General features: G+C 55.2%; 10 protein-coding genes, 1 pseudogene and 1 riboswitch. Of the genes and pseudogenes, 6 read left to right on the top strand and 5 right to left on the bottom strand.

Going from position 1 to position 15,215, the window contains the following annotated elements; genetic code table 11:
* Positions 1-125: 125 nt before the first annotated feature.
* The gene (locus tag MKS85_RS22920) at positions 126-2,345 is read right to left on the bottom strand and encodes a heavy metal translocating P-type ATPase (RefSeq protein WP_188251750.1); all 2,220 of its coding nucleotides are present in this window, start codon (positions 2,343-2,345) and stop codon (positions 126-128) included.
* A gap of 86 nt (positions 2,346-2,431) precedes the next feature.
* Here MKS85_RS22920 and cadR point away from each other — a divergent pair, with 86 nt between their 5' ends.
* A complete protein-coding gene (gene cadR, locus MKS85_RS22915) occupies positions 2,432-2,878 on the top strand; it encodes a Cd(II)/Pb(II)-responsive transcriptional regulator (RefSeq protein WP_076383258.1) in 447 nt (148 codons plus the stop codon).
* A gap of 144 nt (positions 2,879-3,022) precedes the next feature.
* Here cadR and MKS85_RS22910 read toward each other — a convergent pair.
* Positions 3,023-3,337 (bottom strand): annotated as a pseudogene (locus tag MKS85_RS22910) (thymidylate synthase); the annotation flags it as partial.
* 303 nt (positions 3,338-3,640) lie between these two features.
* Between MKS85_RS22910 and MKS85_RS22905 the strand changes: the two are divergent.
* Both MKS85_RS22905 and MKS85_RS22900 read left to right on the top strand, forming a co-directional pair.
* A complete protein-coding gene (locus MKS85_RS22905) occupies positions 3,641-4,699 on the top strand; it encodes a hypothetical protein (RefSeq protein WP_020189854.1) in 1,059 nt (352 codons plus the stop codon).
* Between the two features lie 250 nt (positions 4,700-4,949).
* Positions 4,950-6,014 (top strand): beta family protein, encoded by a 1,065-nt coding sequence (locus tag MKS85_RS22900; RefSeq protein ID WP_020189853.1) that lies wholly within the window; start codon positions 4,950-4,952, stop codon positions 6,012-6,014.
* Here the strand turns inward: MKS85_RS22900 and MKS85_RS22895 are convergent.
* The gene (locus tag MKS85_RS22895) at positions 6,011-6,556 is read right to left on the bottom strand and encodes a sce7726 family protein (protein ID WP_020189852.1); all 546 of its coding nucleotides are present in this window, start codon (positions 6,554-6,556) and stop codon (positions 6,011-6,013) included. The genes MKS85_RS22900 and MKS85_RS22895 overlap by 4 nt on opposite strands.
* Positions 6,557-7,014: 458 nt before the next feature.
* Between MKS85_RS22895 and MKS85_RS22890 the strand changes: the two genes are divergently transcribed.
* Entirely contained in the window at positions 7,015-7,995 is a 981-nt protein-coding gene (locus MKS85_RS22890; RefSeq protein ID WP_020189851.1) for an Abi family protein, read from the top strand.
* A gap of 636 nt (positions 7,996-8,631) precedes the next feature.
* Here MKS85_RS22890 and MKS85_RS22885 read toward each other — a convergent pair.
* Both MKS85_RS22885 and MKS85_RS22880 read right to left on the bottom strand, forming a co-directional pair.
* Positions 8,632-11,859 carry a hypothetical protein gene (locus MKS85_RS22885; protein WP_020189850.1) on the bottom strand — a complete coding sequence of 1,076 codons (3,228 nt, stop codon included), beginning with the start codon at positions 11,857-11,859 and terminating at the stop codon, positions 8,632-8,634.
* A 184-nt stretch (positions 11,860-12,043) separates the two neighbouring features.
* Positions 12,044-12,757 (bottom strand): hypothetical protein, encoded by a 714-nt coding sequence (locus MKS85_RS22880; RefSeq protein WP_020189849.1) that lies wholly within the window; start codon positions 12,755-12,757, stop codon positions 12,044-12,046.
* A gap of 524 nt (positions 12,758-13,281) precedes the next feature.
* Here MKS85_RS22880 and MKS85_RS22875 point away from each other — a divergent pair.
* A complete protein-coding gene (locus MKS85_RS22875) occupies positions 13,282-13,626 on the top strand; it encodes an antitoxin Xre/MbcA/ParS toxin-binding domain-containing protein (RefSeq protein ID WP_020189848.1) in 345 nt (114 codons plus the stop codon).
* 1,005 nt (positions 13,627-14,631) lie between these two features.
* Positions 14,632-14,693: riboswitch (Fluoride riboswitch) on the top strand.
* Between the two features lie 138 nt (positions 14,694-14,831).
* The gene (gene crcB, locus MKS85_RS22870; RefSeq protein WP_017337059.1) at positions 14,832-15,215 is read left to right on the top strand and encodes a fluoride efflux transporter CrcB; all 384 of its coding nucleotides are present in this window, start codon (positions 14,832-14,834) and stop codon (positions 15,213-15,215) included.

Here is a 15,215-nt window from a genome sequence, read left to right as displayed (position 1 = left end):
GGTGTCCAGAATTACTTGACCAGTTCAGGCTCGCTCCCACATTGGATCTCGGTTGTACACCACGTGTGGCCGCTGAGATCTACTGTGGGAGCGAGCCTGCTCGCGATGCGGGTGCCTCATCACCTCTATTTACGCAACAACCGCAACCCATTGAACACCACCAGCAAACTCACCCCCATGTCGGCAAACACCGCCATCCACATGGTGGCAACCCCGGCAAAGGTGAATCCCAGAAAGATCGCCTTGATGACCAGCGCCAAAGCGATGTTCTGTTTCAGGATGCTCGAAGTCTGCCGCGACAGGCGGATGAACGCCGGGATCTTGCGCAAGTCATCGTCCATCAGGGCGACATCGGCGGTCTCAATGGCGGTGTCGGTGCCCGCCGCCGCCATGGCGAAGCCGATTTCCGAGCGCGCCAGGGCAGGGGCGTCGTTGATGCCGTCGCCCACCATGCCGACCCGGTGACCCAAGGCATACAGGTCCTCGATGGCTTGCAGTTTGTCGCCTGGCAACAGATCGCCTCGGGCCTGATCCATGCCCACCTGTGCGGCAATCGCCTCGGCGGTATGAGCGTTGTCGCCGGTGAGCATCAGGGTCTTGATACCCAGCTCATGCAGTTGCTGGATGGCTTCGCGGCTGGAGTCCTTCACCGTGTCGGCGACGGCAAACAGCGCCAAGGGGCCTGAGTGGTCGAGCAACAGCACCACGGACTTGCCTTGTTTTTCCAGGGCGAAGAGCTTCTCTTCCAGCTCGGCAGAGCACAGGCCCAGGTCTTCCACCAGACGGTGATTGCCCAAATGATAGGTCTGGCCGTTGATATCGCCGCGCACCCCGCGTCCCGGCAGCGCTGCAAAGTTATCCACAGCGTGCGGCGCCAGCTGTTTATCCACAGCTGCGTTGGCGATTGCGTGGGAGACCGGATGGTCGGAACGGGCGGCAAGACTGGCGGCCAAAGCGGGTGCCGTCGCTTCCACTGTCGGGTCGAGTGGAACGTAGTCGGTCTGCACCGGCTTGCCATGGGTGATCGTACCGGTCTTGTCCAGGGCCAGATAGTCGAGCTTGTGGCCGCCCTCCAGATACACGCCGCCCTTGATCAGAATGCCTTTGCGCGCCGCTGCGGCGAGGCCGCTGACAATAGTCACCGGGGTGGAAATCACCAGCGCACACGGGCAGGCCACCACCAGTAACACCAGCGCCCGGTAGATCCAGTCGAACCAGGTCGCCCCCATGAACAGCGGCGGGATCACCGCCACTGCCAACGCCAGGGCGAACACCGCCGGGGTGTAGATTTTCGAGAACTGATCGACGAAGCGCTGGGTCGGGGCGCGGGAGCCCTGGGCCTGTTCCACGGCGTGGATGATTCGCGCCAGGGTGGAGTGGTCGGCTGCGGCGGTCACGGTGTACTCCAGTTCGCCGGCCTGGTTGATGGTGCCGGCGAAAACCTTGTCGCCCACGGTTTTTTCCACCGGCAGGCTCTCGCCGGTAATGGGCGCCTGGTCGATGGTAGAGCGACCGGCGACGATGTCCCCGTCCAGACCCACCCGTTCGCCTGGACGAACCCGCACCCGTGCACCGAGGTTGATGGCCTTGACCGCTTGCACCTGCCAGGTGCCATCGGCCTGTTGCACGGTGGCCTGTTCCGGGGCCATCTGCATCAGGCCGCTGATGGCGTTGCGTGCCCGGTCCAGGGACTTGGCCTCGATCAATTCAGCCACCGTGAACAAGAACATCACCATCGCCGCTTCCGGCCATTGGCCGATCAGCACCGCACCGGTCACCGCGATGCTCATCAGTGCGTTGATGTTCAGGTTGCGGTTTTTCAGAGCGATCCAGCCCTTCTTGTAGGTACCGAGACCGCCGCTGAGGATCGACACCAACGCCATTAGCGCGACCACCCACTCCGGCGCGGCGCTGGTGAAGTGGATCACCTCGGCACCCAGTGCGGTGACACCCGACAGCGCCAGCGGCCACCAGGGCTTGGCCGGGGCGGGCAATTCGCTGGTTTCTTTTTCCTGGCCCGGGGCCAACGGCTCGGCCTGCATGCCCAGGGACTGGATCGCATCAATGATCGGCGAGTCGTTGGGCAAGTCGTGAGTGACGCCCAGCACGCGATTGATCAGGTTGAATTCCAGTTGTTGCACGCCTGCAAGTTTGCCGAGCTTGTTCTGGATCAGCGTCTGTTCGGTGGGGCAGTCCATGGCCTGGATGCGAAAACTGCTCAGCCGAGCGCCGTCCGTCGGGGCCTTGCCGAGCTTGACCACCGACGGTGCCGCTTTGGCTGAGCAGCAGGAATGCCCGTGGTCATGGCCGTGATCGGGCTTGTGGGTATGAATGGAATCGCTCATCGGGTTACGTCCGTGAAAAGTGCCTGTTGCACAGTAAAGACCCTGTAGCCACTATAGGGTCAAGCACCTGTTTTGGAGGTAACGCCATGAAGATCGGCGAACTGGCAAAAATCACCGACTGCCAGGTCGAAACCATTCGCTACTACGAGCGCGAAGGCTTGTTGCCGGAGCCGGCCCGCAGCGATGGTAATTATCGGGTCTACACCCAGGCTCATGCCGAGCGGCTGACGTTCATCCGCAACTGCCGCACCCTGGACATGACCCTGGAAGAAATCCGCAGCCTCCTGGCCCTGCGCGACAGCCCTCAGGATCAGTGCGAAAACGTCAACGCGCTGATCGACGAACACATCCACCACGTCAAGGCGCGCATCGACGGTCTGCTGGCCTTGCAGACACAACTGATCGACCTGCGCCATCGTTGTGGCGAAGGGCCGGACCTGGATCAATGCGGGATTTTGCAGCGCCTGGAAGTGAGTGGCGCGGTGGCGCCGGAGGTGGAGCATTCACATGTGGGCAGGAGTCATGGGCATTGAGTCCTTGCCGTCAATCTCCAACACACTGAGCTCTGTGTGGGAGCGAGCTTGCTCGCGATAGCGGCTTAACAGTCAACATCTATGTTGAATGTAATGGCCTCATCGCGAGCAAGCTCGCTCCCACAGGGGGAGAGGTGGTGTGGCTTAGACCGCCATCGGCGCCGTCATCGGCGCGTGGTGCTGGTAGCCCTCGAGGGAGAAGTCGCTCGGCTCTACTAGCTCCAGCCACTCAGGCTGGTACACACCGGTCTTGGCGAACTCCGGCACGCGCTCGGAAATCACCAGTTTGGGCATCGGGAACGGCTCGCGCTTGAGCTGTTCGTTGAGCATGTCCAGGTGGTTTTCGTAGACGTGGGCGTCGCCGATGAAATAGGTGAACCAGCGTGGCGTGTAGCCGGTCAGGCGACCGATCAGGCTCAGCAGCGCGGCGCCTTCGGTGAGGTTGAACGGTGTGCCCAATAGCTTCACCCCCCACCTTTACCGCACATTACGCTGACTTGTAATGCCTTCCAAGCAACTTTGTATATGTGCATTATAGCGTTTGCACATTACCTGTGCAACCCCCGACACTGGATAAACCATCAGTTTTTTAAAGTCCCGCCCGCAGCCCCCTTTCTCCTGAAGGCCCGAAATACGTGGCCTGTAGCCAAGAAATTGACTCATTCTGGCAATGTGCTATCCATGGTGTCGGGGGAATCAATCGCCCTAGGAACAACTTCAGCACTTCCGCAGCCGCTATGACGCAAACAGCAGGGAGAATTGATGCGCCTAGATCAGATGCCATACCACTCAAGGCCCACCCTGGCCGTGCTTCCATTCCGACAATTCGGGATCGGATGGACGTGGCAACTGCGGGCACTCAAGCTTTTTCCCGAGTCCCAACTGTCCTGGAAGCGTTACTTCTACGATAACGGCAGTGGCCATGCGAGGGCGGCTGTTTTCACCTCCTACGAGGAGGCCATGGAAGCTGCAGACGAATTCAACAGCCGCACCAATGAACTGGTGGCTCAGGCGGTACCGGATCCTGTGCTTCAAAACTCAACCACCCTGAAAGTCGAGAAAGCACTGACGGCGGCGCGCCGCATCCAGGGAGAAGAGGAGCTCATGGAGCGCGAGGCAATCAAGCGGAACGCCCATCTGCCCCGGCTCTCCGCGCAAGAGCTGAAATTGCACAATACGATGGAGAGCTTGCGGCAACCGCTCCACGAGGAACTTAAGCGTGCGCCTTATCTAGAAATAGTTGCCTTGCCGAGATTCAACACGTGCCTTCGCCGTGTCGATGATCAGACATGGGAGCAGATCGGAGCCCTGCCTCCCAAACGCTCGCAGATCTGTCTGCGCGAAGTGACAGCCAAAGGGTTTGGTCTTTCGGGAGCCGACCACTGGGGAAGAACCAAAGCGCAGATACGCGCACTTTTACTCCCCCGAGCGAACCAGCTGCTGCAATTAGCAAGCGTCAAGCAAATGCTCGCAGAGGCGAGGATGCGCGGCCAGAGGGTACTGGTCTGTGGCGGCTTCGTGTTCTGGTATGAGGACGACGGGGTGCCACGGTGGGTGCTGAAAAACACGGGTGGCGAGTCCAGCAGCGAAGAGGGGAACACTTTGTGGCACGAGGGCACGATCCTATCCAAGAACCATGGCCGCATCGTCGTGCTCCCCTATATCAAGGAGAACGGAGAAAAGGTTCAAGGGCACACGAAGAATGCACCGCACGATGGTAAGGCGCTGCCCCGGCACCCTGACCAGTATGTCACCCTCCCTTTTGAGATCCTGGATGGTGACCTCATGATCGGACTGTTTGGTGAACTCCATTATGAGTAACCCACAGACTAATCGGACATACGCGCACCCCATATCCGAAAAACAACGCATTAAGGCTTCTATTGAGTGGCCAAGTGCTATCGTACCAATCTCGACCTGCCGTCTCACTGGGAGCATGACGTCGGCCAGTGGCAGTGGGCAAAACCGACATGTTCCGTATGTCGACGCTCGCTGATTGCCGGGGCCTGTGACTCGCCATGCCTTCAGCATTACGGCGAAACCGGTTTTCACACCATGCAAGGAGTGCAAGATGCAGTACGTGGCTTGTTTACGAGTTGGTCAGAATGACGTTAAGGCGCTGATAAATCTGGAAGACCACAGGCGGGAAGTCGTGGCTCCGCTGTTGGACATGCGAGGTGACGACGACAGACACCTTCAAACATTCCTAGCGAGTTGGACTGAGCATCCTTTTTTCCTAGACGCTTCAAGAATAACGAAGGACGTTGGTGAAGAATTCATTACTACCAATGACCTGCACAATCCTCATGGCGCGTTTGAGAACAAACGGCGCTTCTTCTCCGATGTGGCAGGCATCAACCAGAACGTTATACCGGTGGTCTCCTGGGTTGATGACGACCCTCAACGAGCAGTCATCCAAAGTGCTCTCGCTCTTCAGGGCGATTTCCCACATATAGCCATCAGGGTTACCTGTCCGGAAAACCCCACCGCGACTTCGTGGAACAGATTGCTATCAATCCTGGATGCTCTTGACAGCCCGGACACTGCGACGGTGATTTTGGACTTCGGCGCCACAACTCCGGCCAATACTGCCTCAGGGTCGGATTTCAATGTATCCCTGCGCCAACTCAACAGCTATCAGATACGGAATCTGGTTCTGATGAGCACCTCCTTTCCTATCGATAAGCCAGCCTCAAATACCTCCCGTTCCTCCGCCTGTTACGACGTTGCATGGCAAGGAAGGGTCGACACCACCGGCATAGAGTCAGATATCGTCTACGGGGATTATGCGGCCACCAACCCAACCGCCTCAATGGAATACATACGAGGCATGCCTGTACTTCCTTTCGCCTGCTATTACACCCCAACGGAATGGTGGCAGCGACGCAAAGGCTCGGATAAGGAATTTGTGCGATACATTGAAATCGCCCAAGAGATCAGAGGCTTACCGGGTTATCACGGCGACGACTTCTGCTGGGCCACTCGTGAGTACAGCAGAATTGTCGCCACATCTACCGGCTACGGGAACAACGGAACATGGAATGGATACAGGATCAATCAGCATATCTGCGCCATGATCCAGTCCATCGTAGATACTGACGGCTTCGATGACCTCGACGCCGATGACTTACTCTAACGATAACGTTGTTTCAGGCTGACCAATACATGTGACCTGATCACATTCATGGGAAGGGCGTCGCTGAGCTGGCGGCGCACTTCTTTTATGAGGTCGCGACTTTTCGTTGGCACCCCATGCTGGTTAGCGAGTGCATCCAACTCACTACGCCACAAAAATCCCGTAAGGTGGAATTTATCCTGGAGCTTGTTGGGCTTCGCCTTTCGAATCATCGCCATGCCGGAATAGTCATCGACGACGAGTACGCCAACATGCGGCAGACATGACTCAAGAGCCTTCACCAAGTGCTTTGAATGGCAGCATAGCCAGACTTCGTCAAAGCACGCCATATAGGCCTGCTGCTGGCCCTCCCAGCGAGTCAACGTGTCAGCATGGGACTTGATTTCGAAAGCGGTCAGCTTGCCGTTGGCATGAACGAGATCGGCGCGTCTGGCCTTATCGATGAAGCACAGCTCCTCGATGAAGACGTCACTCTCTTCATGGGACATCGCTTTCGCGACCCACTGCTTGAGGATTGGGCGGATTTCGGTAGGATTCAACATGCGCGGATTATAGACAGACAGTTGAGGCTTCTCACGCTAAAAAAGCGCCCAGTCGTCGATCACCAAGGGCTCGCATGTGTGTGATACCTGTCCGGCAAGGGGTGGAGATGATGACGCAAGGCCAGGCGTGAGCCTGGTCATTCCTGGTTTGATCAGCTTGCCTCTGGCCGATCTCCCTGGCCGACCTCAGACCCTAACGGTGGTCGATTCGCAAGGCAGGCGACGTCCGCGCATTCGCGGTGAGCGGACGATGGTGTGTCGCACTAATGGAGTCCTCCGGGCTTAGGGTCTCGACTTGAGAGGCCCCGTTTCACAGCCGCCCAACCCACATCACCAGCGATGATATGATATTGAAGCGCCATTTAAACCCATAGCCAAGTCATCCTATCGGCCAACCACCGGCGCTCAACGCAATGCACGCCGGCTAAGCTCGCGCTGAAACCGCAGTGGAAGCAACCATGTACAACCCGACGCCGTTCAACCTACTCAGCTCGCTGGATTCCATTTCAGCTGCCAGGCTGTCCTCCTACAGACGTTTTTTCATCCCGGCGTCCGACTCAGAACTGTACGGCCTGTATTGCTGGAACGAGGTTCTATCCACGAATTTCATGCGCTTAACAGGCATCGTCGAAGTAGCGTTGAGAAATCGCTTCCACCTCGCTCTTAGCCAGTATGCGATGGCCCAGCATTCTTCCAGAATCATCGGCAGCGCTGATGCCAACAATTGGTACGAAGTATTGAGATTGAGCGGCAAAAGCTGGGAGAAGGTGCAGGCCGTCACTCACGACAGGTACTGGAACAAGGCTCAAAAGCGACACACCTACACCCCGAAACTCCACCCGGTCAGCCCCAATCAAGTGATTGCGAATATGACGTTCGGCTTCTGGGCACCACTGCTGGATCTCAACCTGTCTTGGGACACGATCATCCCGACGATCTTTCCTCACCATCGCTACGCGAGTAACGCTGGTCACTGGAACAACAAGACGAACGTAGGCACCGTCTACGCCCGCCTTGAGACCGTCAGGTCGCTGCGCAACCGGGTCGCCCATTTCGAGCCGCTGTGGAAAATCCCGGACATCAAAGAAGAGAAGAAAGAAGCCAAGGGGGTAACGGTCAATGTCGAGTATCCGGCGCCCACTACTGAGGTCGAAGTGCTGGCCAGACTGAACATGCTCTATCGCCGAATCACCCAGACGCTCCATTGGCTTTCGAGCGACAGAGCCAGTGACCATGTTCAGTCAGAATTTCATCAAAAGACCTTGTACCTGATGACCCAGGAGGCCTTGGACGGCTTCAAGCGCGGGTACACCCACTCGGACGTCAAGCTCAGCAGCATGACCAAATCCTGGGGCATGAAACTGGTACTCAAGGGTGGCAAACCAATCCAGATCTCGCACCAGCAAAAAGTGATTGGAAATTTCTATCCCACTCACTGAGGCCTCACAGGCGTGTGGCCGTCCTGCTTACTCACCGCCCCCCCCAGAACAACCGCACACAGAACAACCGCCAGGATCGAATCTGGGTGCTTGAACCGAGAATGGGGCGGCAGGGAGAAATGCACTGCAGGCGGTGGTTTGAAGCCAAAAGAGTGGAGCTTCACGCGTCAGCGCTGACGCAGCGGTAGCCTTGGCTTTTCTTGATAGCTGAGAAAGGAAAAGGCCACCCTTTAGGGGTGGCCTTTTCACGTACTTCATTGCCCTTGGATCTTCAGTGGTGCTCTTAACCTGCTGACGATTAAGCCCAAGCGCCTACACCCTCATAGTACACAACGTGTGAGTTGGGTGTCTATCCCTAGTGAGGGTTTTTGGCCTGGCAGCTTCCAAAAATGCATGGTAGTCGCCCAGGTCTCTGCAGCGCTAGGTTGGCCGGGTAGACGTGGCTCGACTAGGTCGCTGCCGCACCCATCGACGTAGGATATCTCGGTAGCGGGGCAGCCCTTCCTGCTGAACGCCCCTAGTCTTACCTGCGCTGGTTTCACGCTTGGCTAGGCCCCAATTAGAGATTGGAGGGGCAGCCAAATACGTCGTCGCCCTAGAAGACACCCCGCCCCACACTCAAAGTGTGACCAACCTTTACCGGGTCTCAAATGAACGAATCTTCGCCAGCGCACGGCTGATTGGAGCGTTTTCCACGCCTGCCGGCACAAAGATATCGTCCTCAGGCTGAATTGCCGAAATCTCCTGGTCGTTTTCATCGATCTCCCAGGCATGAATGACAATTACGCCAGAAGTTATTAGATGGCTAACAAGCTTCCCTTTCGTGTTCACCGTAGCAATATGACACTTCTTGTGCACTTCGTAATCTTTCAAAAATCTTTCAATATTCTCAGAAGAGTTCGGGGTCATAGTATGAAGCCTAGAGAGTGCCGTTTGGATCCTCGAAGACCCATCATCAGAACGATCAAGATTACTTGTGACGGCCACGCGATAATGCGCTGGGTTCTGCCTGCTAATGCCTCGTATCAATGCGATGCGCAGTGCATTATTGGGATCTTTATCCCCGATGGTTTTCGCGATATTTTCGAATATCTTATGCCCAACAGCGGCATTCTCGAAGCCGAACATCAACACTGGAATTTCGCCTTCGCATGTTTGAAAGCCCAGCCCCTTCCAGCCGGCTTGATTCCACAGGCTCTCTTGGATGAGAGAAACAACTTTTAGCTCTCGATGCTTCATTGTTGAAAACTGAAACGGATGTTTTGGACGCTCTTCAGGCACATCAGACTTAGGCCGCCAATCCATGGGCTCTATATTGTGGTGCTCAAACCAAGTCACACGCCGTGTTGGCTTGTGCAATTCAAGGGTAGCTTCCTGATGAGACCCGATGCCAGGGACGGCATCACGCCCCATGAAATAGCTGTCCAATCCAATATTGCAGTTGAAGACGACTGCTCGTTCCAGGGCTTTGTCGTCTCGAAGCATCTCTTCGAATTTCGACCAGCCAATTTGAGGACAGATGGTGGACACAAAGTGAAGGCAGAATTCACTGTAAAATTGCCGGATCGTGCCTCGTTGTTCATCGGTCAAATTGGCGATGCTGAAAGGCGAGCAGAGGATTTCTGCAGAGGTTACCTGCGCAGCGGTGTCGAAGCTGTGCCGCAGTATGAAGTCGTCCTCATCTTCCAGCAGGACATCAATATTCACGGCGGGCACTGTAGCCGCTGCATGGTCTGCCATCATCGGTGCGCAGAAGCTCTCCAGTACAGCCAGCAATTGCTGCGCTAACTCAATGCATGGAGATTTCACCGGAAAAGACACAGACACCTTACAACCGAGGATATATGAGCTTATGGTCGTCCAGCGATCCAGATACAGGTCGAGTGGGGCCACCGGGGCTCCCATATCAATACTGCGCCACATGTTCATAAAGTTAAGATCAATTGGCTCATCCTCAGGCCCCGCTTTATCTTCATGACCTAAGCAAACTAATAGCGCATCTGCACTGAGCCCTAGATCCAGTTGATTCAATTTGTCCGGCAGCCAGGCGATTCTTTCAACGTCTGTAAAATTGGCGTTGAGAAATAGCTTACCAATCAGAACCTCATAATTCATTTTCTGATTTTCTGTCCACGGACTTTCATCCAGCGTTTGAGAGATCAGTTGAGCTAAGTGATACCAGGTCAAAGACTGGCCCACGCGACCTAGCTGACCTTCAATCCACATGAGTCGTTGGTAAATAGCAGCTTGCTTAGCACTGCTTCGCTGTTCCTTCAGTGCGTCAGTGGTTACCACGTAGGCTGCCATCAACGCTGCTCCTCGCGCAGCCCAAAGCAGGCCCTGCTTGTCGTATGCATGCGACAACATATACAGGGCAGCGAAGACTTCTGCCTTGCTTTCACTGCTATACAGCCCATACAGGGATAATCCGAAGCACTTGATCGCCCTGTAGTAGTCCTTTTTATCGCTACTCAGCGCTCCTCGCCTCAGGTACTTATCTGCCTTAATCCGGCTGTTTTCCCGCGCACCGGCATCATCAATGAGCTTATCCATGAGATCTTCGTAGGCCTTGAGATCTCCGAAGGCCACATCGAGTGCTTCGAGCAAATTGACGAAACGAGCCATAGGGTAGCCAATCAGCTTATGAGCACTATCAGCGATTTCGCTCAAAGACCGGAAGGTGTTGTTGGCTTGCTCCTCATTTTCCGCAATCAGCAGATCTAGAAGCGCCAAAGAGGTCTTGGCTTGCAATGCCCCGCTGACCATATCCGCGTTAGCGGCTATCGAGTTCAATCTCTCTCTAATAGTGGTTTCTAGGGAGTCCACATCGAGCGTGCACTTACCGTCTCGATGACTAGTGACCATCAAATTGAACAACGTTACGACTTTCTCCCACACCTCCACGTTTTCGGTCTCTTGAGCCACGCCGAGTGCTTTCTCAAACGTTTCCTCAAAGAGTTCCGCATTTTCCAGCCACCAGTACGCGGCCCAGGTCAGTTGGTAAAGGGCATCGAAATGCTGCCTCTGGGTACCAAACTTTTTCGCCGTCCGCACAGCGATATTGAACTGATGCTCGACGGCAACCGCATCCCGTTCCAGCTCTTTGTAGATGATGGCGCGCTTGGTGTAGAGATCGACCTGAGAGAGCGTCAAATGACCAGGGTCTTCGATCTGCTCGATCTGGCGCTCGATCGCAGTTAGCTGGATTTGCTTGTCAGCATCGAACGGGCCAATCTGAATCTTGCTCTCAATATTGCCTGTGAGACCTAAGTAATCGATGGCAAGATGCTGATTCTTGGGTTGTAGCGTTTTATCAAGCAGCCAGGTTCGATCAAGGATAGTGACCTTGACGTCATACTTTTTGGAAAGCTCGTCTTGCAGCTCCGCTCTGGAGCTGTTCTTGATGAAACGGCTGGTGACACAGAAGATCTGGACGTAGCCACGCCCTGTCGACATGACGCTCTCGACGTCCTTCCTGCATTTTGCCCTCCAATCTTTCTGGGTGCTGACACCGAATGCCCATCGCTCGGACTCCGGGGTCTCGTTTAGCCCCCAGAAAAAGGCGATCTGGCTGGAAACAGGGTAGGTCTCGGTATCGGTTTTTCCGTCTCCACCCGCAGTCGGGCCAGTCTGAGCAACCAGGTTCGGACAAATTTCCCGTTCGCACAGTTTCCGTACGAAGATCTCGAACTCAAGCTCTTGGCTTCGATTATTCAGAGTCTCAAAATGGTACTCCAGCATGGAGCGGTCGATGGTCGACTCTTGTAACTTCACAGAATCTGAGAACTGTTCCGGACGCCTCGCTCGCAGGAAGTCTTGCGGCTTAGGGCCAGCGATCTTGCTAGCCGATTGTTCCTTTTCCATCATCCACTCCTGAAATGACCAATGGCATCGCCCGGCCACCACCGACACTTGGCCCTGGGTCAATAAAGGCTCGACGTCATCGTGTTGGTCTTTGGTTCACGACGCTGCGGGGCGCCCACGCAGACATGGCGGGCGGGCGATCGTTTGTATCAGCCACCGGCTCGAATCTGATGGCTTGCCAAATTTATGGGGCCGGCCTTTCGGACTGCCAGAAATTGCAGCTGAAGTTATTCAAGCCACCGCCGTAGGGACTAGGCCTCACCGCGAACACTTCTGGTACAGCATCCCCATCGCCGCCATCGCGGAAGAACTCTCTCATAGAAAAGAGCGCCTGGGCCTTCAAACGCTCCCATTCTCGGTACCGACTGTCTTCAAGTTCGCTCTCTACCTGAGCGGCGCTGGGTTTGCGCTTGGGCACTGGCAAGGTGTAGCTGGGCTGAGGAGAGAAGTCGTAGACGAATGTCAGATGCCCGTGCTTCCAGTCCGCAGACGGCGACTCTCGCCAGCGAAACGACACTTGCACCGATAGTCGCTTACTGAGATGGAAAGGCGGCCTAATCTGATCATCAATAAAGAACAACTCACCCTCTTTACGCTCAGTTTCGAGCCGCCCTTTCATCTGCTGCAAAGCGTGAATGAGGTCATTGCCGGCATACAGCGCATCTTGCCGAGTGCGTTCGCGCTTGGCATGGGCCCTGGCCTTGCTGTACTCGGCGATCGCTTGTTGAAACGCATTAAGCTTGGCACCCACGTAAGGGCCACAATCACTAAGCCCAAGGCCATGAATCGGCCCCATGCGCTCTTCATCCAGGCACTTGCGCACTGCTGCCCGAAGCACCGTCTCGTCGACGTCGCTGATTGCAGCTTGCTGATTACTGGGCAGGTTAATGTAGGTCATGACCAAAACTATCCTTGTGTAATGGGCCTTGCTACCGCCTTATCCAGGCCGACCCTGCCGGCAGGATGGCACCATATAGCATGACTGAAGGACGTGGCGAAGCCCATTTTTGAAAAGGTCGCCAGTAGCTCGCGCCATACGCCGTGCAGGTAGATGAGTATGACTGGCGCAGCTTTCTTCACGCCGGACGTAGGGCAGCGGAGCACCAGCAGTCGAGCTCAAAACTTGATTTCGTGAGAGGTCGGACGGGCCTGGTAGAGCACACATCTCAGAGCAACGTAGGCCTGAAGGCGCGTGTATAACGCCCAAGAACAAATGGTGGCGGCAAAGCTAGCCATCATAATGCCATGCCAGCTTTGCGGCTAGCAGGCTCTGGCGTTCGACCGAGTGGGATCCACGGGCCCTGGTCACCGTATCTGCAACCGGTGCAGGCCTTGCTTCGACTGCAGAAACCCACGTAGAAACTCGCGGCCACCTTCATCCAACATTCCCGTAAGGCTGCACTACCTCTGTAAGGAATCTGAATGCTGATCGAACTTGATTTAAACACCAACGACGCAGAAGCGCTTTTGCGCCACTGCAGTGAGCACCGGCCAAACTGCGGGGACTTTCGAGAAGACGCTCGCCTAAGCGAAGCAATGGAAACGCTTGCAATTGCGATCAAGGATGCCATGAACCCCATGGAGGCGAAGGAGGCCTTAGATCATCAACTGCTGGATGCGGCGATTAGGTTGTTCGGCGCTAAATCGACCGCTATTGAGTGGCTTTCGAAACCAATGCCAGCACTGGGCCTACAACGTCCGATAGATGTTCCCCTCGAAGAAGCGTTGTCGCTCATTGGGCGACTGGAGCATGGCTTCGGCGCGTGAGGAATCTTGTAAGAGCTGATCAGCCATTTCTAATCGCTAATTGAGAACTCCGGGATGTGAAAGATGCGAGCTTCTCGCTGCCTCCTAGGCCAGCCTACCTGAGCGTCCTGGAGGCCAGTACTAGCCAGGCCATCTCTGAAACCTGTAAACCAATTTTTTTACGTGTAAATGGCAAGGGTTTACAGTGTAAAAATATGGTTTACAGGTCGATTGTCGGAGGGTAAGTCAGGTTACTCGCCTTGCGCTCGGAAAGTCACGGCGACACACGCTTGCAGACGCCTGTTGTCTGACACGGGTGTAATTTCAGACGGACTGATCCCAGCAAAAAAGCCCTATTGGTTTGACGTCAAAGCGTAAGCAGCAGCCTGCGGCTGCAAAGGAAAGCGATTTCTCCTTGGCCCCCGGCCCACCCACTCCAACCTCAGCTTCACACCAGACCCTCAAACCGTGTGATCTAGAAGCCGTAAATATCAGACGTAAAAGCCAGTGGGATCCTGTGAGAAAAGCGGTGCCTGGGCCACTGCCGCTTTTATCTTGCTCTCAAATATAAGAACTCCGTCTCGCTTAAAAATTTTCAAGAGGGGGGGGTGAAAATAAAATGGACATTGCCGACGAACGGTAAATAAATTGCCTATTTGTCAATCTGAGTTTTCACTCAAAAAATCCTCGAAAACCTATAAAAAATGCTTTAAAACAGGCGAAAACGCTAACATTTATGAGTTTCGATTCACCAAATGCGAATTTTGATCGCCTACAACCGCGTCCAGTAGCAGATACATTGGCCATGTCGATCATTTGTAACCGTCCGGCCAACTCACCTTCCTATCCACAATTGCTGGGACAAAAATCAGCAATCCTCCCTGGGTCAATTTTCAATCGGCAGGATGGGTCAGTTTTCAATCAGCGCCAACAATCAAACATCTTGCCTAGCCAAAAGGGCCTTCAGATCGCTTGCATGCAGCTGCTCTTGATGCCTATTGATACCATTGGCGCTGATGCTATAGGATCAGATCAGGAGATGGCATTCCTCCTTTAACCGCCTTCGTGCTGATGATGCCTACGTGAACCCTGGACAGGGTGCGTAGGTGCGTCTCCCTGTCCTCCATTTTAGGACAGGCTATGATCTTATCCTCCGAGTTTCCTTTTTCTTTCGGCGCGAGCCGCTTACCAGTTAGTCCACTCAGGTCTGATGAGGTGGGCTCGCCATGCTGAAGTCTTTAATGGTCATCGCCGTTGGCGCTTCACTTGGAGCCTGGTTGCGCTGGATATTGGGCATGAAACTGAATGCTCTGTTTCCTACGATTCCCCCAGGTACTGTGGTCGCGAACATGGTTGGGGGCTACATCATCGGCCTGGCCATCGCCTTCTTGGCCGCTTCTCCTACCCTCAGTCCAGAGTGGCGTCTCCTGATCATCACGGGTTTCTGTGGTGGGCTTACCACCTTCTCTACATTTTCAGCCGAAACGGTTGCCTTGATTCAGGAAGGCAGACTGGTCTGGGCGCTTGGCTCAATTTCGTTGCACGTTGCAGGCTCGTTAGCGATGACCGCTGCGGGGCTTCTGTCCTACCAAATGATTGGTACTCGCTGA

The organism is Pseudomonas sp. JL2 (assembly GCF_031570495.1).
In the GTDB taxonomy this organism is placed as follows: Bacteria; Pseudomonadota; Gammaproteobacteria; order Pseudomonadales; family Pseudomonadaceae; genus Aquipseudomonas; species Aquipseudomonas rhizophila.
Note: the sequence above shows the minus strand (reverse complement) of the source record. Positions and strands in the feature narration are given on the sequence as shown.

Bases quoted from the DNA above. Each gene is read 5' to 3' on its own strand.
- MKS85_RS22890 (WP_020189851.1), top strand. From the start codon at position 7,015: ATGTACAACCCGACGCCGTTCAACCTACTCAGCTCGCTGGATTCCATT.
- MKS85_RS22920 (WP_188251750.1), bottom strand. From the start codon at position 2,345: ATGAGCGATTCCATTCATACCCACAAGCCCGATCACGGCCATGACCAC.
- MKS85_RS22885 (WP_020189850.1), bottom strand. From the start codon at position 11,859: ATGGAAAAGGAACAATCGGCTAGCAAGATCGCTGGCCCTAAGCCGCAA.
- MKS85_RS22900 (WP_020189853.1), top strand. From the start codon at position 4,950: ATGCAGTACGTGGCTTGTTTACGAGTTGGTCAGAATGACGTTAAGGCG.
- MKS85_RS22880 (WP_020189849.1), bottom strand. From the start codon at position 12,757: ATGACCTACATTAACCTGCCCAGTAATCAGCAAGCTGCAATCAGCGAC.
- crcB (WP_017337059.1), top strand. From the start codon at position 14,832: ATGCTGAAGTCTTTAATGGTCATCGCCGTTGGCGCTTCACTTGGAGCC.
- MKS85_RS22895 (WP_020189852.1), bottom strand. From the start codon at position 6,556: ATGTTGAATCCTACCGAAATCCGCCCAATCCTCAAGCAGTGGGTCGCG.
- MKS85_RS22905 (WP_020189854.1), top strand. From the start codon at position 3,641: ATGCGCCTAGATCAGATGCCATACCACTCAAGGCCCACCCTGGCCGTG.
- MKS85_RS22875 (WP_020189848.1), top strand. From the start codon at position 13,282: ATGCTGATCGAACTTGATTTAAACACCAACGACGCAGAAGCGCTTTTG.
- cadR (WP_076383258.1), top strand. From the start codon at position 2,432: ATGAAGATCGGCGAACTGGCAAAAATCACCGACTGCCAGGTCGAAACC.